This is a genomic window from Desulfitispora alkaliphila (assembly GCF_050433185.1).
GTDB classification, from domain to species: Bacteria; Bacillota; Desulfitisporia; order Desulfitisporales; family Desulfitisporaceae; genus Desulfitispora; species Desulfitispora alkaliphila.
Genome location: NZ_JBNPXS010000027.1, coordinates 12868 through 30407, shown reverse-complemented (window position 1 = coordinate 30407; position 17540 = coordinate 12868). Strand labels below are relative to the sequence as shown.

18 protein-coding genes are annotated in these 17540 nt (G+C 37.3%); all 18 read right to left on the bottom strand.

Going from position 1 to position 17540, the window contains the following annotated elements:
- Positions 1-5: 5 nt before the first annotated feature.
- The 18 genes from GGQ84_RS10425 to GGQ84_RS10340 all read right to left on the bottom strand — a co-directional run bounded on the left by GGQ84_RS10425 (position 6) and on the right by GGQ84_RS10340 (position 17526).
- Entirely contained in the window at positions 6-3704 is a 3699-nt protein-coding gene (locus tag GGQ84_RS10425; RefSeq protein WP_429162377.1) for a PolC-type DNA polymerase III, read from the bottom strand.
- A 14-nt stretch (positions 3705-3718) separates the two neighbouring features.
- The gene (locus GGQ84_RS10420; protein WP_429162375.1) at positions 3719-4351 is read right to left on the bottom strand and encodes a glycosyltransferase family 2 protein; all 633 of its coding nucleotides are present in this window, start codon (positions 4349-4351) and stop codon (positions 3719-3721) included.
- A 44-nt stretch (positions 4352-4395) separates the two neighbouring features.
- Positions 4396-6108 carry a proline--tRNA ligase gene (locus GGQ84_RS10415; protein ID WP_429162373.1) on the bottom strand — a complete coding sequence of 571 codons (1713 nt, stop codon included), beginning with the start codon at positions 6106-6108 and terminating at the stop codon, positions 4396-4398.
- On the bottom strand, positions 6098-7180 hold the full coding sequence (gene ispG, locus GGQ84_RS10410) for a flavodoxin-dependent (E)-4-hydroxy-3-methylbut-2-enyl-diphosphate synthase (protein ID WP_429162406.1): 1083 nt from the start codon (positions 7178-7180) through the stop codon (positions 6098-6100). The genes GGQ84_RS10415 and ispG overlap by 11 nt, the downstream gene beginning before the upstream one ends.
- Before the next feature lie 46 nt (positions 7181-7226).
- A complete protein-coding gene (rseP, locus tag GGQ84_RS10405; RefSeq protein WP_429162371.1) occupies positions 7227-8261 on the bottom strand; it encodes an RIP metalloprotease RseP in 1035 nt (344 codons plus the stop codon).
- Between the two features lie 14 nt (positions 8262-8275).
- A complete protein-coding gene (locus GGQ84_RS10400; protein ID WP_429162369.1) occupies positions 8276-9427 on the bottom strand; it encodes a 1-deoxy-D-xylulose-5-phosphate reductoisomerase in 1152 nt (383 codons plus the stop codon).
- Between the two features lie 15 nt (positions 9428-9442).
- Positions 9443-10531 carry a sporulation integral membrane protein YtvI gene (gene ytvI, locus GGQ84_RS10395; RefSeq protein ID WP_429162367.1) on the bottom strand — a complete coding sequence of 363 codons (1089 nt, stop codon included), beginning with the start codon at positions 10529-10531 and terminating at the stop codon, positions 9443-9445.
- 19 nt (positions 10532-10550) lie between these two features.
- Positions 10551-11342, bottom strand: a complete 792-nt coding sequence (locus GGQ84_RS10390; RefSeq protein ID WP_429162366.1) for a phosphatidate cytidylyltransferase — start codon at positions 11340-11342, stop codon at positions 10551-10553.
- A 12-nt stretch (positions 11343-11354) separates the two neighbouring features.
- Positions 11355-12119: an undecaprenyl pyrophosphate synthase gene (gene uppS, locus GGQ84_RS10385; protein WP_429162404.1), complete on the bottom strand. Its 765-nt coding sequence runs from the start codon at positions 12117-12119 to the stop codon at positions 11355-11357.
- 115 nt (positions 12120-12234) lie between these two features.
- Positions 12235-12441 carry a hypothetical protein gene (locus tag GGQ84_RS10380; protein ID WP_429162364.1) on the bottom strand — a complete coding sequence of 69 codons (207 nt, stop codon included), beginning with the start codon at positions 12439-12441 and terminating at the stop codon, positions 12235-12237.
- Positions 12442-12444: 3 nt separating this feature from the next.
- Complete coding sequence (frr, locus tag GGQ84_RS10375; protein ID WP_429162362.1) at positions 12445-13002, bottom strand: ribosome recycling factor; 558 nt, start codon at positions 13000-13002, stop codon at positions 12445-12447.
- Between the two features lies 1 nt (position 13003).
- Positions 13004-13726, bottom strand: coding sequence for a UMP kinase (gene pyrH / locus GGQ84_RS10370; protein WP_429162360.1), 723 nt, complete (start codon positions 13724-13726; stop codon positions 13004-13006).
- A 135-nt stretch (positions 13727-13861) separates the two neighbouring features.
- Positions 13862-14512 carry a translation elongation factor Ts gene (gene tsf / locus GGQ84_RS10365; RefSeq protein WP_429162358.1) on the bottom strand — a complete coding sequence of 217 codons (651 nt, stop codon included), beginning with the start codon at positions 14510-14512 and terminating at the stop codon, positions 13862-13864.
- A gap of 98 nt (positions 14513-14610) precedes the next feature.
- On the bottom strand, positions 14611-15324 hold the full coding sequence (gene rpsB, locus GGQ84_RS10360; RefSeq protein WP_429162356.1) for a 30S ribosomal protein S2: 714 nt from the start codon (positions 15322-15324) through the stop codon (positions 14611-14613).
- 181 nt (positions 15325-15505) lie between these two features.
- Positions 15506-15934: a hypothetical protein gene (locus tag GGQ84_RS10355; protein WP_429162354.1), complete on the bottom strand. Its 429-nt coding sequence runs from the start codon at positions 15932-15934 to the stop codon at positions 15506-15508.
- Positions 15931-16386 carry a hypothetical protein gene (locus GGQ84_RS10350; RefSeq protein ID WP_488168090.1) on the bottom strand — a complete coding sequence of 152 codons (456 nt, stop codon included), beginning with the start codon at positions 16384-16386 and terminating at the stop codon, positions 15931-15933. Before GGQ84_RS10350 ends, GGQ84_RS10355 begins: the two co-directional genes overlap by 4 nt.
- 9 nt (positions 16387-16395) lie before the next feature.
- A complete protein-coding gene (locus GGQ84_RS10345; RefSeq protein WP_429162352.1) occupies positions 16396-16677 on the bottom strand; it encodes a hypothetical protein in 282 nt (93 codons plus the stop codon).
- A 75-nt stretch (positions 16678-16752) separates the two neighbouring features.
- Positions 16753-17526: a sigma-70 family RNA polymerase sigma factor gene (locus GGQ84_RS10340; protein ID WP_429162350.1), complete on the bottom strand. Its 774-nt coding sequence runs from the start codon at positions 17524-17526 to the stop codon at positions 16753-16755.
- Between the last annotated feature and the right edge of the window lie 14 nt (positions 17527-17540).

The window sequence follows — 17540 nt, the reverse complement described above, 5'->3', positions numbered from 1 at the left end:
CTCTCCTAGCTAAATAATTCAATCTGACTTGTTGCTGGAAGATCAAGTAGACAACCGTGATTATCTAGCGCTTCGATAACAGTTTTTGTAGCTCTACCACGAACACGTAAATCCTCAATTGAGTTAAAAAATCCGTTCTCACGTGCGGCCACAATATTTTGTGCTGCAGTTGCTCCAACTCCTTGTAAGCTAGATAATGGAGGTAGAATTTCATTATCTACTATTAAGAAATCAGTAGCATGGGATTCTTCCAATGATACTCTTCTAATATTGACACCCCTGCAATACATCTCTAAAGCTACTTCTAATATTGTCAGCAAACTCTTCTCTTTAGTACTTATATCATTACCTTTTTTTTCGTACTCTATAATTTGCTTCTCAATAAAATCTTTTCCTTTGCAAACAATATTTGCATCGAATTCATCAGCCCGCACTGTATAAAATGTAGTGTAAAAAGCTAGCGGATAGTTCACTTTAAAATAAGCAATTCTAAATGCCATCATCACATATGCAACCGCATGGGCTTTGGGGAACATATACTTTATTTTTTTACAGGAATCAATGTACCACCGAGGAACTTGTGCTGCCCTCATAGCCTCTTCTTGCTCTGGCTTTAAGCCTTTGCCCTTTCGCACCCCTTCCATAATCTGAAATGCAAGAGTGGGTTCCATTCCTTTATATATCAGATAGGTCATTATATCGTCTCTAGTTGAGATGGTTTCGTTCAATTGAGCTATACCCTTTTGAATCAATTCCTGAGCGTTGTTTAGCCACACATCAGTACCATGCGAAAGACCACTAATCCTAACTAGTTCTGAAAAAGTAGAAGGCCTAGTGTCTTCAAGCATTTTTCGAACAAATCTTGTCCCGAATTCTGGTATGCCAAAAGTACCAACTTTTGACTTTATCATTTCCTCTGTGACACCTAATTCTTCTACAGAAGAAAAGATGCTCATAGTTTTTTCGTCATCTAGCTTTATTTTAGTAGCATCTACTCCTGTGAGATCCTCAAGCATTTTTATAACTGTAGGGTCATCATGACCCAAAATATCTAGCTTTACCAACCGACTACTAATAGCATGGTAATCAAAATGGGTGGTTGTAGTCTCTGACTTTTGGTCATCTGCTGGCCTTTGAATAGGGGTGAAATCGTAAATATCATGATCCTTTGGCACTACCATAAGGCCTCCTGGGTGCTGTCCTGTGGTTCTCTTAACCCCAGAACAACCCTTTACTAGTCTATTCACTTCAGCGTTTCTCGCAGTTCTTCCAGATTCCTCTAAGTATTTTTTTATGAACCCAAAGGCCGTCCTCTCAGCAACAGTTGCAATAGTACCCGCCCTGTATACATACTCCTTGCCAAAGAGGTCCTCTGTATATTTCATAATCTCCCCTTGATACTCTCCAGAAAAGTTCAAGTCAATATCTGGAACCTTATCCCCTTTAAACCCGAGAAAAACCTCAAAGGGAATATCATGGCCATCTTTAACCAGATCTGTGTTGCATTTAGGACATTCTCTGTCTTTCAGGTCAGCCCCTGAGCCAGCAGAACCGTCTAAAATAAACTCATTGAACTTGCATTCAGGACAACGATAATGAGGTGGAAGTGGGTTTACCTCAGTAATGCCTGTTAGAGTAGCGACTAGAGACGAGCCTACAGAACCTCTAGAGCCTACTAAGTAACCATCTTCATTAGATTTTTTTACTAATTTATGAGAAATTAAATATAATACCGCAAAGCCGTTATTGATAATAGAGTCAAGCTCCTTATTAATACTCTTTTCTACTACTTCTGGAAGTTGTTCTCCATATAGTTCCCTTGCTCTTTCCATAGTCATTTCCTTAATTTGTTCCTCAGAACCTTCTATTGCAGGTGGGTAAAAACTATCGGGAATAGGTTTTAAATCTTCAATTTGATTAGTAATATTATTTGTGTTTTCCACAACAACTTCATATGCGGTTTCAGAACCAAGGTAGGCGAATTCTTCTAGCATCGCTTTAGTACTTCTATAGTACAAGGGCGGCTGATTTTCTGCGTCATTAAATCCCTTGCTTCGCATCAAAATCTCTCTGTAAATACAGTCGGTCTCATCTAGAAAATGTACATCGCCAGTAGCTACAACAGGCTTTTGCATGCTTTGCCCAAGTTCTACAATAAACTGATTCATCTTTTCTAAGCCTTCCTCAGTGGTAACACCCTCGCGAACCAAGAATTCATTATTGCCCTTTGGTTGAATCTCTAAGTAATCGTAAAAGCTTGCAATCTCTCGTAGCTTGTCCTCATCTGCCCCATCTAAATACTTTGATATTAATTCTCCCGCTTCACAACCTGATCCAATAATTAAACCCTCTCTGTATTGCTCTAGTACACTTTTAGGTATACGAGGCTGTCTAAAGAAATAATTAAGGTGAGACATTGAAACAAGTTTGTATAAGTTCTTAAGACCAACATAGTCCTTTGCAAGTATAACTATGTGGTTAGCTCTTTTCTTAAGAAAATCAGGATCCCCTGTGGTATCATCCACTAAGTACCCTTCCATCCCATAAATAATTTTAACCCCATACTTTTCGCCTAGATCGGCAGCATCGGGAAATGCCTGCACAACTCCATGATCTGTGATCGCAATTGCACTGTGGGACCATTCAGCTGCCCTTTTGACAAATGCTTCTAGTGAAGAAACCCCATCCATTGAGCTCATTTTTGTATGCAGGTGTAGCTCAACTCTCTTTCTATCTTCTAAGTCCTTTTGGCTTTCTATTGTAGCTTCCTGAATATTATATGCCATTAAAACTAGTTCATTGCTATAAGTGTCAAATTTGACTGGCCCCTGCACTTTTACAAAGGCACCTTTCTTAAACTTCTCAGGTTGAAAGTTGCCTTTATCAGGGGAAAACACTTTAATAGTAATTGAATCAGTTTTATCAGTAATATAGAGCGAAAATAGCTTTCGCCCTGTTTTAAATGTAATCTCTTCTAAATCAAAGATTTCACCTTTTATGCAAATTTGTTTCTCTTCTTCTGTAATAGTTTCAATTGGTACTACTGGTATCTCTGAACCTATTTTTTTGCCTAAAATTATTCTAGATTGAGATTGGTTTAGTTTATTATCTGCTTTAGGTGCTACTGACTTAGGCTCTGGTCTGTTCTCTGTTGCTGCTACCCTTGCCTTAGCTAGCATAATATCCTGTAGCTTGTCAGCTTCTTCACTGGTATCTACCTCTTTTACTACAAACTTTACTTGAACCTCTGTTTTGCACTTATCTTCAAACCACTTACATATTAACCTAGTAGCTCTTTGTTTTAGTATTTCCTTCCCTAACTTATTGGGAATAGAAATAATTATATTGTTATTTTCTATTTCACAGGACGAATTAGCCAAGTATCCAGCAGCAACAGGTAGTTCTTCTTTGAGGAATTTGACTAATTCATTCCAGTTCTTTTCAGAAAAGCTCTCTAGATCTATACTTTCTTCCTTATTTAGCTTTAATAAAACCTTTACTTTTTTCACATTAGGAAAAGCGTCTTCAAATAGTTTCTCTACTTTTTGGGCAAATTTTTCATCTAAATTATTTGTGGATTTTAAGTGAATGCACCAATTTTTTTTCTCCTCACAAACTACCACTTTCTCTAAGTTGACTTTTTGTAAATAAGTCATAGTCTCATTATCTATTTTCGTTGCATGTTTAAGTTTCTCAAGCCACATTTTCTCATACCCCATTATTGGCTTTTCTTTGTATTTTTAGCAATTTCCCAATACATTTTCATCCTAGCTGCAAACCCTTTTACAAGCCCTAGCTTTTCTTCCTTCATCACATGGGACATATCGGGTAAAATCACATCTCTTGTTTTTAACCCTTTAGCTGAAGCATATCTTGTCAGTGCCACTTCTATCCCAAAGCGAGTTACATCTAAATTGGAGATTTCCTTTAAGATATCTTTTTTTAAAGCTCTTTGTCCAGACAAATTGGGAGCAATTATTTGAGCCAAATCCGTAGCAATTCTACCCTGCTCGAATACACCTATGGTCATATCTATATCTTCATTGATTACCGGCTCCACTAAGCTAGCAATGTGCTTTTCAGTTAAGCCTATCAAGTCCGCATCTAAGAATAAGATGTATTCACATTCTGTTTTAGCAACCCCTCTCATCATTGCTCCACCTTTGCCCACATTCTGGGGCAAATCTACCACTGTTGCTCCAGCATCACATGCTACTACCGCAGTGGAATCTACAGAGCCATCGCTAACTACAATAACCTCTGATAATAAATCAGATGACTTGCACACCCTAACCACATTTCCTATAGTGCGCTCTTCATTGTACGCAGGTATTATTGCTGCTACTCCCACATCATTCGCCTCCTAAACCCAATTATATATATTGGGATTATACCTTATTTGTTGTCCTCTAAGTAAGCTTGGACCCAGCTAACTACTTGCTCAGACTTTTCTGTAATTCTCTCCCCTGTTCTTCTTATATTAATTTCTACTTCCCCATACTCTTTATATGTTTTTCCTACAGTAATTCGTAAAGGATATCCGACTAAATCAGCATCCTTGAACTTTACCCCAGCCCGCTCTTTTCTGTCATCTAATGCTACCTCTATTCCAGATTGAGTTAATTCGGTATAAAGGCCTTCTGCAAATTCTACTATTTCAGTATCTTTTTCGTTTACTGGAACTATTACCACTTTATATGGTGCTATCTCAACAGGCCATATTATGCCATTCTCATCATAATGTTGTTCAATTATAGCAGCCATTGTTCTACTAACACCAATTCCATAGCATCCCATAACCATTAGCTGCTCTTTGCCATTTTCATCTAGGTATTTGGCATTTAAAGATTCACTGTACTTAGTACCCAATTTAAATACTTGTCCAACCTCTATGCCCCGAGCAAAGGTTAGTTCTTTTCCACATTTTGGGCATGGATCTTCTTTTTCAATCATTCTTAAGTCGCCGTAGCTTTCTACATTGAAGTCTCTAGCGGGGTTTGCGTTTACATAGTGATATCCCGCTTTGTTTGCTCCCACAACCGTATTGCCTAAATACTTTACTTCGTAATCAGCTATCACTTTAATATCTTTATTTATGGGTCCCAAGTACCCTACTTCACACCCCATCTCAGAAGCAACTTTGCCCGCATCAGCCATTTCTAAAATAGAAGCTCCTAGTAGGTTTTGTAGCTTTACTTCATTTAGCTCTCTATCACCTCTGACTAATGCTAAAACTAGCTGCTCATCTGCCTCATATACTAGTGTCTTAACTGTATCTTTTTTATCCACCTTCAAAAACTCAGCAACATCTTCAATTGATTGTACTTCTGGTGTCTCTACTAGTTCTAAAACTTTCATCTGATCGCTTTGAATGACTTCACCCTGAGGGTCATTGCAGGGTGCCTTCTCAGTATTTGCTGCGTACTGGCAAGTCTTACAGTATACTATTTCAGCTTCGCCACTATCAGCAATAGCCATAAATTCATGGGTAGTACTTCCCCCCATGGCTCCGGAATCTGCTTCAACTGGACTAAATTCTAGTCCACAGCGCTTAAAGACGTTAGAGTATGCCTGATACATAGACTTATAGCTTATGTCTAATCCTGCTTCATCCACATCAAAGGAGTACAAGTCCTTCATAATAAATTCTCGGCCTCGCATTAACCCAAATCTAGGTCTTCGCTCGTCTCGATATTTATTTTGTATCTGATATAAGAGCATTGGTAACTGCTTATATGACTTTACTTCCCCTCTCACTAAATCAGTTATTATCTCCTCATGAGTTGGCCCCAAACAAAAGTCTCTATTATGTCTGTCCTTTAGCCTAAACATCTCATCGCCATATACATCCCATCTTCCAGTTTCCTGCCATAATTCAGCAGGCTGAATTATAGGCAAAAGCACTTCTTGCCCATTTGCACGATCCATTTCTTCTCTTACTATTTCAGATATTTTTTTTATTATCTTATAGCCTAGTGGCATATATGTATAAACTCCCGCTGAGCTCTTTCTAATAAATCCAGCTCTTAGCATTAACTTGTGACTAATTATTTCTGCTTCAGCTGGCTCTTGTCTCAATGTGGGTATAAACATTTGACTAACTCTCATTACTTTCCCCCCTATAATTTGTTACTATATCCTCTATTTGACTGAGAAGTTCATCAACCAGCTCCTTTTCAGGTAGCTTCTTCATTACTTCACCTTTTTTGAATAAAAGTCCTTCCCCTTTTCCTCCTGCTATTCCAATATCAGCTTCTCGAGCCTCACCTGGTCCATTTACTACACACCCCATAACTGCAACCTTTATTGGAACAGCGATATCACTAGTATAATCTTCTACTCGCTCTACTATATCTTGTAAATCGACTTGGCACCGACCACATGTGGGACAGGATATTAACTCCAACCCCTCTTTTCGCAAGCCAAGAGACTGGAGTATGTCCTTGGCAACTGGCACTTCATTTAAGGGACTTCCAGTCAGTGATACTCTAATTGTATCTCCAATCCCCTGAGCCAATAGACTTCCAATACCTACTGCTGACTTGACGGTTCCCTTAGTAACAGAGCCTGCTTCAGTTACACCAATATGAAAGGGGTAATCTACTTTAGCTGCCAATTTTTTATAGGCGTGTATCATCATAGGCACATCTGATGCCTTTAAGGATACTTTTATATGATTGTAATTGAGATCTTCTAATAATGCAATGTGTCCCATAGCGCTCTCAACCATTGCATCTGAACAAGGCATACCGTATTTGTGCAGTATCTCCTTTTCTAAAGAACCTGCATTTACGCCAATCCGAATGGGTATATTTTTATCTTTACTGGCCAGAACAACTTCCCTCACCCGCTCTTTAGAACCAATATTTCCAGGATTTATCCTAAGACAACTAACCCCGTTTTCAATAGACCTTAGGGCTAGGCGATAGTCAAAGTGAATATCTGCTACTACAGGCACCTCTGCATCCCTTACAATCTCCACAAGGGCATCAGCTGCCTCTTCATCAGGAACCGCTACTCGAACAATCTCACAGCCAGCACTTGCTAATAAGTTAATTTGTTCAATAGTTTCTGCAGCATTTCTCGTATCCGTATTCGTCATAGATTGGATTACAACAGGGTGCTCACTGCCAATTAATACATTTCCAACTGCTACTGTTGACGTAGGCCTTCTCTTTATCGTATCGTTTGTCAAAATTATTACCACCTTTTGTCAAAATTAACCGTTAACAAAAAATTCTTAGAACATCTTGATAGGTAACTAGTATCATTAACAATATTAACATTGCAAAACCTATAAGATGAACAAAATTTTCTTTAGCAGGATCTAGAGGCTTTCTCCTAATGCCCTCTATGGCTAAGAATATCAATCTGCTACCGTCTAAAGCTGGTATAGGGAGTAGGTTTAATAGTCCAAGGTTTATACTAATTATAGCTGCTAAATTCAATAAATATGGAATCCCAAAACTAGCTGATTGGCCAATAACCTCTACTATCCCTACCGGTCCTACCACGTCTGGAGCCATTTGCCCTGTAATCATTTGCCCTAGGCTTACCACAATTAATACTGTAAATTGTACTGTTTGAGACGTAGCAGCCCCTATGGCACTGAATAAACCTTGAGTTTCTCTACTCACCTCTTCTGTACGCTCAATTCCTATTAAAACCATACCTTGGCTTTCATCCATTTCTGGGGTTAGAAAAACTTCCAACGTCTGCCCACCTCTATCCGCCGTTACCTTGACTTCCTCTCCAGGGTATTGCTGAATAGTTCCTACCAGTTCAGACCAATTCTCCATTTTCTCATCATTAATTGCGATTATCTCGTCCCCTTTTAGCAGACCTGCTTCAGCAGCAGGCTTATCGGGAACTATATTTCCGATTTCAGTTGTATGCTGAGGTATTCCAATAAACCCGTAGATTAAGGTGAATAACACTATGGCCAGCAAGAAGTTCATTACTGAACCTGCTGCTATAACTACCATTCTCTGAGGAACACTTTTACTGTTAAATCCCTTACCAGAAGTATCCTCCTCACCGTCCATACCTGCCATTTTGCAGTATCCTCCAATAGGCAATAACCTCAATGTATACAAAGTCTCTCCAACTTTTTTATTTATCAGTTTTGGCCCCATAAAGATTGAAAACTCTTCAACCTTAATACCCACTCTTTTTGCTGCTAAAAAGTGTCCTAGTTCATGAACAAAAATAAGTAAGCCAAAGACAAATATCGCTGACCAAAATGTTGTCAATTTATTCACCGCCTTTTAAAATTTTACCTGCTTATATTAATATGTGTAATTTCGCGAGCCCAGTTATCTGCTTTTAATACATCATCTAAATTAGCATTTTTTATAGGATTGTGTTCTTTCATGCATTGTTGTATTAACAGAGGTATTTCAGTGAATTTAATTCTTCTATTTAGAAATGCATCAACTGCAATTTCATTTGCTGCGTTCATTACAGCAGGCATAGTTTCTCCAATTTTCATAGCATCGTATGCCAGTTTTAGACAGGGAAACTTTTCTTCATCCGCTGCTTCAAAGGTTAGGCTTGCCAACTTTGTAAAATTCAACCTCTCTACTTCTGTTTTCATTCTTGCTGGATATGTAAGTGCATATTGTATAGGTATTCGCATATCAGGACTTCCTAAATGGGCTAAAAAAGATCCGTCAAGGTACTGCACCATAGAGTGAACAATACTTTCTGGATGGACAACAACTTCAATTTTTTCATTGTCCAACCCAAATAACCATTTTGCCTCTATTACTTCGAGTCCTTTATTCATCATAGTAGCTGAATCGATTGAAATTTTCCCCCCCATATTCCAGTTAGGGTGCTTTAACGCCATTTCAGGTGTAACTGTTTCCAAGGTTTCTTTATCAGCTTTTCTAAAAGGCCCCCCGGAGGCTGTAAGGATTATCTTCTCTATAGTTTGTTCATCTTCACCAATCATGCATTGAAATAATGCGGAGTGTTCACTGTCTACAGGTAGTACACTAACGCCATGCTCATGTGCTAAACTCATAACCAGCTGTCCTGCTGCAACTAATGTTTCTTTATTTGCTAGAGCAATATTTTTGCCAGCTTTTATAGCTTCTACTGTTGGCTTTAACCCTACTACTCCAGAGAGAGCAGTTACAACTGTATCCGCTTTAGTCAATCTAATAGCCTCTAACATTCCTTCCATACCTACAAAAACCTTGCATTTTCCACTCCTACCACTTTTTACAAAGTGATTTCCTTTTTCTTCATTCATAATAACCGCATAGCTTGGGCTGTACTTATCAATTTGCTCTTCTAATAACTCAATATTTTTATTAACTGATATTAGGTCTACATCAAACTGACTGGGATGCCAGTCTACTATATCTAAAGCTTGGGTTCCTATAGAACCTGTGGAACCAAGTATTGCAATTGATTTCATCGATAGCTCTCCTCATTAATTTTTTTTATCCTTTCGCAGGATTGCTTTTATTATTATAATTATTAGCGGCCCTGCGATAACGCCTATAAGCCCTAAGGTCTTCAGACCTACATAAATACCTATTAATGTTGTTAAGGGGTGTAGACCAATATTATCTGCAACGATCTTAGGCTCTAGTAGTATTCTAACTACGATAACTACACCGTACAACAATAGTAAGGATAGAGCGAAACCTGGATTACCCAGTAACAATACAATAATTACCCACGGTATAAAAATTAAGCCCGGTCCAAGAATTGGCAAAATGTCTACTATCCCTACTAATATACCAACTGTTATTGCATAATCTACACCAATGATATATAAGCCTACTACTGTTTGTATACCAGTTATAGTAATTAAAATTAGTTGTGCTCTCAAAAAACCAATAGTAGCATTTGATAAATCTTTAAAGACATCTACTGTTTTATCTCTTATAGCTACAGGCAACACATTCACAACACCTCTAGCTATTTTTTTTCTATCTCTACTAATAAAAAAAGTAGCTATTGAAGCAATAATTATTAGGGTCATAAACCCAGGCAGTGATGACATAAACAAAATAATGTAGTCTATTATTTCACGAGAAAAATCTCGTACATCCATTAGAATATTCTCTAAATTCAAGAGCATTTGTTCTTGAATATTTTCAGGCACATCAATAAAATATAGGTATTGTAAGTATTTTGCTTGGGTAAAAACTTGTTCCAAAGTATCATAAACTAAATTATAGTACATTGGTAAGCTAGCAGTAAACTCCACTAGCTCTACAATTGCCAAAGTGATTACAAAAACTAGTCCATACCCAATGATTGCCATAACAGCAATAAGCGTTATAAAAGAAGCTATAGTTCGATTCAGTTTAAACTTTTTTTCTACAAGATCAACAACAGGATCTATAACCAATGCTATTACTAAAGCAATGATAAATGGCATAAATATAGGAATAACTGCAGTTATAAAAAATTTTAAACTTGTGAAGCTAATTATGACTATAGCTATAGATAGGGTTATAAGCAAAAGTATTTTTATTAAAACTAGTAGCCACTTATCAGGTATATCCATATGTTTCACCTCAGCATTTCTAAATCAGAACTAACATATAATAAATCACAGGAGCAACTAATAATAAGCTATCCAGTCGATCTAGTACTCCACCGTGACCAGGAATAACATTTCCAGAATCCTTAATTCCCGCAATGCGCTTAAGCATGGATTCGTACAAATCCCCAAGTTGTGCTGCAACACTACCCAATCCACCTATAGCTATAGCAATTGCCAAGTGGAAAGAAAAAGTGAACATATTCATTACTATTACAGCTAGTACGGCAGCTATTACTCCACCAATAGCACCTTCTATTGTTTTCTTTGGGCTTAATTTAGGCGCCAACTTACTCCGTCCAAGGCTCATACCTGTAAAGTAAGCTCCCGTATCACTAGCCCAGGTAACTACTAGCACTAATATAATATATTCAACCCCAACTTCAGGTATTTGTCTTAATAATACTAAAAAACTGATTAAAAGGCTTGGATATATTATACCCATAGCAATTGTTCCAGTCTTATTCATGTCCTGATCTGGATATGACAAAATCCCCTTAATCAATATTAACCCTATTAGACTTATAAATGCAGCAAAAAGCACCTCAATACTAAAAAAAGCTGCTAGTGGCATTAATACTGCACTGAAATAAAGTAACTTAAAATCACTTCCATCAAGCTTCACTTGGCTATTTACTAAAATATTTGAGTATTCGCGCATACCTATTACAGAAGCCAGCATTACAAATGCTAAGAATGGTAATTCTCCTTGGTAGATAACATATAATACTACTGGAATCCCTACAACTGCACTTAAAATTCTCTTCCACAACATGTTTTCAGCCCCTTAAATTTTTAATCCTCCAAACCTGCGCTCCCTTTTCTGATATGCCTCAATTGCTTTAATTAACTCGCTTTCATCAAAATCTGGCCACAATGTGTCCGTAAACCAAAATTCTGTATAAGCCAGTTGCCATAATAAATAATTACTAATACGCTGCTCGCCTGAAGGTCTAATGAGTAAATCAGGATCCGGGAGGCCTTTGGTATAAAGATAGTTCTCCAAAACTTCTTTCTCTATTTCCTCAACCTTTAACTTCTGGTCTATTGCATCTTGAGCAATTTCTTGAACGGCTTTCAAAATTTCATTTCGACCACCATAATTTAATGCTATATTAAAAATCATTCCTGTATTTTCTGTAGTCTTGGCCTTTGCTTTTATTATGGATTTTTGAGCTTCTAAAGGCAATCTTTCAATTTCACCAATAGTTCTCACACGGACGTTATTCTCACTTAGAGCTTCGAGTTCACTGCTTATATATTCAGTGAGCAAGTTCATCAATACTTCAACTTCCTCTTGGGGACGCTTCCAGTTTTCAGTTGAAAAGGCGTACACCGTCAGTACTTCAACCTTTAGTTTACTACATAATTTAACTATGCTTTTCAGTGATTTTACCCCTGCTCGGTGACCGGCAGTTCTTGGTAAACCTCTCTTTTTTGCCCACCTTCCATTTCCATCCATAATAATGGCTATATGTCTGGGGATATTTGGGTTCAGATCTTGAGCTGTTTTTAATGGTGTATTATTTCCATTGGATTTCCAAAATAGTATCTTTTCTAAACTCTTTTTTAACATGGAGTTACCCTCCCCTTATTAAACAAACCCCCTTAAGCAGGGGGTTTTATGTATTAATACTCAATAATTGCTCCTACGGGATAGGTTTCCTTCATACCTCTCTTCCTATGTCATTCGCAATAGTAAGTATTACAGTATTGCCATCAATAACCTGTCGAATAACTCGTTTTTTTGGATGCGAATTAACACAATCAGAGTTCCGTTTTATGGGTTTTATCTCTTCAAATTCAACTTTATAACCGTATTTCTTAGCTACTTTTAATCCGTCTTCTAATTCAAAACCCATCACATCTAGCAAAAGCTAAACCTCCATGATATCTTTTTCTTTAGTAGCAGCAATATCATCAATTTGCTTTATAAACTTATCGGTAATTTCTTGCACCTTATCTTGTGCTCTCCGCTGTTCGTCTTCGGATATTTCCCCTTCTTTTTCTAGCATTTTTGTCTCTTCATTTGCATCACGGCGGATGTTTCTAATTGCAACTTTTGCATCTTCAGCTTTTTTCTTTACAACTTTAACTAACTCTTTTCTTCTCTCTTCTGTCAACTGAGGAATAGCAATTCTAATTACAGTTCCATCGCTACTAGGGGTCAGGTTTAAATCCGATTTTGAAATTGCTTTTTCAATTTCTGGCACAGTTGATTTATCCCAAGGCTGGATTACTAACAATCTAGCCTCTGGCGCTGACACATTGGCCATTTGATTGATTGGAGTAGGAGTACCATAATAGTCCACTGTAACTTTATCCAATAGACTCGGATTTGCTCGACCAGTACGCAGTGTAGCGTATTCCTTTTTCAATGCTTCAATAGCTTTATTCATTTTAGTCTCTTGATCAGCAAAAACTTCATTAAGCATCTTATTCATCACTCCCAACAATAGTACCTATTTTTTCTCCTATACAAGCTCTAAAAATATTTCCATTTTGCTCTAAATTGAAAACAATTATTGGTATGTTATTATCCATACAAAGCGATGCAGCTGTGGAATCCATGACACCTAAACCTTTGTTCAGTACATCTAAATAACTCAATTCTTTGTACATAACGGCATCAGGATTTTTAACTGGATCTGAGTCAAAAACTCCATCTACTTTCTTTGCCATTAAAATAACATCTGCTTCTATTTCAGCTGCTCTCAACGCAGACGCTGTGTCTGTTGAGAAATAAGGATTACCTGTTCCTGAAGCAAAAATTACAACTCTATTTTTTTCTAAGTGTCTGATTGCTTTTCTTCTTATGTATGGCTCTGCAACCTGTCTCATTTCGATAGCTGTTTGAACCCTAGTGTCTACTTCCTGTTCTTCTAGTGCATCTTGTAGGGCTAAGGCATTCATTACAGTAGCTAACATCCCCATGTAATCGGCGGTTGCTCTATCCATTCCCTTGGCACTACCAGCTATCCCCCGCCAAATGTTTCCTCCACCCACTACTATTGCCACTTGCACTCCAATTTTATGTACATCTTTTACTTGCTTTGCAATATTGTTTATAATATCTTGGTTAATACCAAAACCCTGTTCTCCAGCTAGTGCTTCACCACTTAGTTTGAGGATAATTCGATTAAATTTAGCTTCACTCATTTACCCAGTTACCTCCAGTCTTACCAAGAGTATTTTTCTACATGGCAGCTTAAAATCCTTTTTTTAGAGTACTTTTTTTTAAAAAAAGAGAACATCTTAATAGATGCTCTCTTAAATTAAAGTATCTCCAAACAATTATTTATTAACCTCTGCCATTACCTCTTCAGCAAAGTTTTCTTGCTTCTTCTCAATTCCCTCACCCAACTCATATCTGGCAAATCTTCGAATAGAGATATTTTCACCAATTGTAGCTATTTTTTCTGTTACTATCTGCTGAACAGTCTTGTCAGAATCCTTAATGAATGGTTGCTCAAGTAGACATATTTCTTTGAAGTACTTGTCAATACGTCCTTCAACCATCTTGTCCACTATTTTTTCAGGTTTTCCTTCATTAAGTGCTTGCTTTCTTAAAATTTCTTTTTCCTTGTTGATTTCATCTTCTGATACTTCTTCTCTTGAAACATAAGAAGGCTTTGCAGCAGCAATTTGCATAGCAATATCTCTTGCTAGGTCTTTAAAATTATCTGTTTTTGCAACGAAGTCAGTTTCACAGTTGATTTCTAGCAAAACTCCTATTCGTCCATCACCATGTATGTATGCTTCTACTAGACCCTCTGCTGCCACTCTATCTGCCTTTTTAGCTGCAGCTGACAGTCCCTTTTCTCTTAAGTAATCAACAGCCTTATCCATATTTCCATCAGTTTCAACTAAGGCTTTTTTACAATCCATCATACCAGCACCTGTTTTTTCTCTTAACTCTTTAACCATACCTGCTGTAATGGCCACTATACTCTCCTCCTCTATATTTTGTAATTTGTATTAAAAAAGGGTAGCCTGATAGGGGTCCGTATCTCCCCTTTTCGGCTACCCCCTTAGCTTTTTATTTATTCAGCAACTTCTTCAACTTCTTCAGCTTGTCCCTGGTTTGCTTCAATTACAGCATCAGCCATCTTTGCAGTCAACAGTTTCACTGCTCTAATTGCATCATCATTACCAGGTATTACATAATCAATCTCATCTGGATCGCAGTTAGTATCTACAATCGAAATAATTGGTATGTTAAGCTTTTTAGCTTCTGCTACCGCAATTCGCTCTTTACGAGGATCTATTATGAATAAAGCATCAGGAAGCTTAGTCATTTCTTTAATTCCACCTAAGAACCTATCAAGCTTCTCTTTCTCACCTCGAAGCTTTGACACTTCCTTTTTAGGAAGAACATCAAAAACGCCCTCTTCTTCCATCTTTTCTAACTCGTGAAGTCTGTTGATACGCAAACGAATAGTTTTAAAGTTGGTCAACATTCCACCCAACCATCTTTCGTTTACAAAGTACATCCCGCATCTCTCAGCTTCACTCTTTACAGACTCCTGGGCTTGCTTCTTAGTTCCCACAAAAAGAACTGTACCCCCTTCAGCCACCAAGTCTCGGATTACATTGTAAGCCTCCTCGACCTTTTTCACTGTTTTTTGAAGGTCAATAATGTAAATACCATTTCTTTCAGTGAAAATGTATGGAGCCATTTTAGGGTTCCATCTTCTAGTTTGGTGTCCGAAATGTACACCTGCCTCCAACAATTGTTTCATAGAAATTACTCCCATTTCATTTCCTCCTTTCAGGTTTTTGCCTCCACACTGTTTCATAGAGCAATGCACCAACCCGTGGATTGGACCAAGCATTGTATCTAACAGCGTGTGTGTATTTAAACACCATTAAAAATTATACCAAAAGCTTTTACAAAGTGCAACTAAATATATCTAAATTTTATTATTTCCTTATTTATTATTCTTTATTCCCAGTTAATGCTAATATTATTTCAGCACTATCGGCTTCTTGAGGCAGTACATAGGTACCAGCAATTAATTTGTACTGTAGGTCTAACAAATATACCATTTCAACAAAATTTACTTCATTTTCAATAACATTATTAGCTTTTAGTATGGTTGCTATATTGCCAGTGCTCGTTCCATTAGGTATCTGTATTTCTACGAGTTCTTTATCTTTAGACTTGTCCTCTCGTTCAACTTCCTCTAATGCTTCTCTATACTTTTCTTGAGAAACCATTCCCATCGTTTCCGCTCTTAGAATTATTTCTTCTTCACTTAATTGCTCTTTTTGGGGAGATGAAAACAATAAAAAAACTAGGGCGCTAATAATAAGCCCTATTCCCAACCCTAACATCATTCTTCTATCTATCAAATGGGATATCATTGAATGTTTCTCTCCTTTTGCCAAAACTTAATATACAGCTCTACTTCTCCCTTTCCTAAATTGAGTTCCTTAGAGATTTGTTCAATACTATAACCGCTTCTGTACTTTTGAGCAACAACTTCTTTAATCGTCTCCACTGTTTCTACTGCTTCTATAGTTTCTACTGGTTTTTCTGCCTTTTCTTTCGCTGGGCTAAAATCATCCTTAAGATTTTGTTCTTCGTTCTCATAGCTTTCTACTGCCAACCTAGTATTTACAAGATTACTAGATGCTACATTTATTTGATTTAATAATCCTACCAACTCTTTCCTTACCATAGTAGATTCAAATAACAGCTTATCTAGACTTTCTCTTTCTTGTTTTATTTTTTCCTCTACTTTATAGTCGTAAAAGATAACTAAGGCAACTATGGTTATTCCCAGCATCAAAAGTAATACTTCCATAAACTTCACAACCTTTTCTCAGACTGTAAGATCTACATTTTCTCCCTTTTTACCGCTTCCCTGTTGGCCCTTTTTTTTATTCTTTCCTCTAGAATTAGGTTCTTCTCTACCTTTAACTTTTTTCTCACTAATTCTTTCATTTTTCTCAGCTCTATTTTTTTTCTCAAGCCGTTTCTTTTCAGTCTCAGCTGCCATATTATGTTGCTGATTAGGTACCGCTTGTCGCTCACTTTGTTGGCGGTTAGCTACTTCCTGAGATTTAGGAAGCAAGACCTGCATATCAAGAGATTTTAAAGACATTTTTATGCCTCCTCACTTAAATACTAGAGTCTCCCCTTATCGACCTACCTATAGCCTTTAAGGCACGATATCATCCTAGAACAACTTGTTTTTTATCCTTCCCAATCTCCCCCGCAATCTGAAAACAGCTTTAGTATGTAGTTGTGAGATTCTAGACTCTGATAAGTTCATTACTTTACTTATTTCTCGCAAGTTAAACCCTTCGTAGTAATATAGGGCCACAACCATTTTTTCTTTTTCTGGTAGTTTTTCTATTGCATCAGCCAGGATTTCTTGTAAGCCCATTTGCTCCAGTATTTCTTCAGGTTTTTTGTTATCAGTATCTTCTAGACTATTTATAAGATTCTCTTTTCCTTCTTGCTCTACCATGGGATCAATTGACATTAACGTCATGGGAGTAGCTTCTAGCACTATTTTGTTTAGTTCAGTTATGGATATATTTAAATGCTCAGATATTTCTTCTTCATCAGCACTTCTACCCAGTTCTTGTTCTAATTGACCTATAGCCTTTTGTAATTCCTTGCTCTTCTTGCGCACACTAGTGGGCACCCAGTCTAATGCCCTTAGCCCATCAATTATTGCGCCCTTTATTCTGGGGTATGCGTAGGTCTCAAATTTATACCCTAAGGTATGATTATACTTTTCAACAGCATCTATTAAACCCATTATCCCATAGCTATTGAGTTCATCACGATCAACATTAGCTGGTAAACTAGCCAGTACTCGGGACAAAATTTGCTGAACAATTGACATGTAGTTAACTATTAGTTTATCCCTTGCTTCTAACTTATTCTCTACTTTGTATTCATGCCATAATTTTTCACTTTCTGGGAAGCTACTTGAACCCAACCAACTTCACCACC

Excerpts from the sequence above, each read along its gene's own strand:
- pyrH (WP_429162360.1), bottom strand. The coding sequence starts at position 13,726 with ATGAGTGAAGCTAAATTTAATCGAATTATCCTCAAACTAAGTGGTGAA.
- GGQ84_RS10425 (WP_429162377.1), bottom strand. The coding sequence starts at position 3,704 with ATGTGGCTTGAGAAACTTAAACATGCAACGAAAATAGATAATGAGACT.
- ytvI (WP_429162367.1), bottom strand. The coding sequence starts at position 10,531 with ATGGATATACCTGATAAGTGGCTACTAGTTTTAATAAAAATACTTTTG.
- GGQ84_RS10415 (WP_429162373.1), bottom strand. The coding sequence starts at position 6,108 with ATGAGAGTTAGTCAAATGTTTATACCCACATTGAGACAAGAGCCAGCT.
- GGQ84_RS10400 (WP_429162369.1), bottom strand. The coding sequence starts at position 9,427 with ATGAAATCAATTGCAATACTTGGTTCCACAGGTTCTATAGGAACCCAA.
- GGQ84_RS10390 (WP_429162366.1), bottom strand. The coding sequence starts at position 11,342 with ATGTTGTGGAAGAGAATTTTAAGTGCAGTTGTAGGGATTCCAGTAGTA.
- frr (WP_429162362.1), bottom strand. The coding sequence starts at position 13,002 with ATGCTTAATGAAGTTTTTGCTGATCAAGAGACTAAAATGAATAAAGCT.
- GGQ84_RS10355 (WP_429162354.1), bottom strand. The coding sequence starts at position 15,934 with ATGATATCCCATTTGATAGATAGAAGAATGATGTTAGGGTTGGGAATA.
- GGQ84_RS10345 (WP_429162352.1), bottom strand. The coding sequence starts at position 16,677 with ATGTCTTTAAAATCTCTTGATATGCAGGTCTTGCTTCCTAAATCTCAG.
- rpsB (WP_429162356.1), bottom strand. The coding sequence starts at position 15,324 with ATGGGAGTAATTTCTATGAAACAATTGTTGGAGGCAGGTGTACATTTC.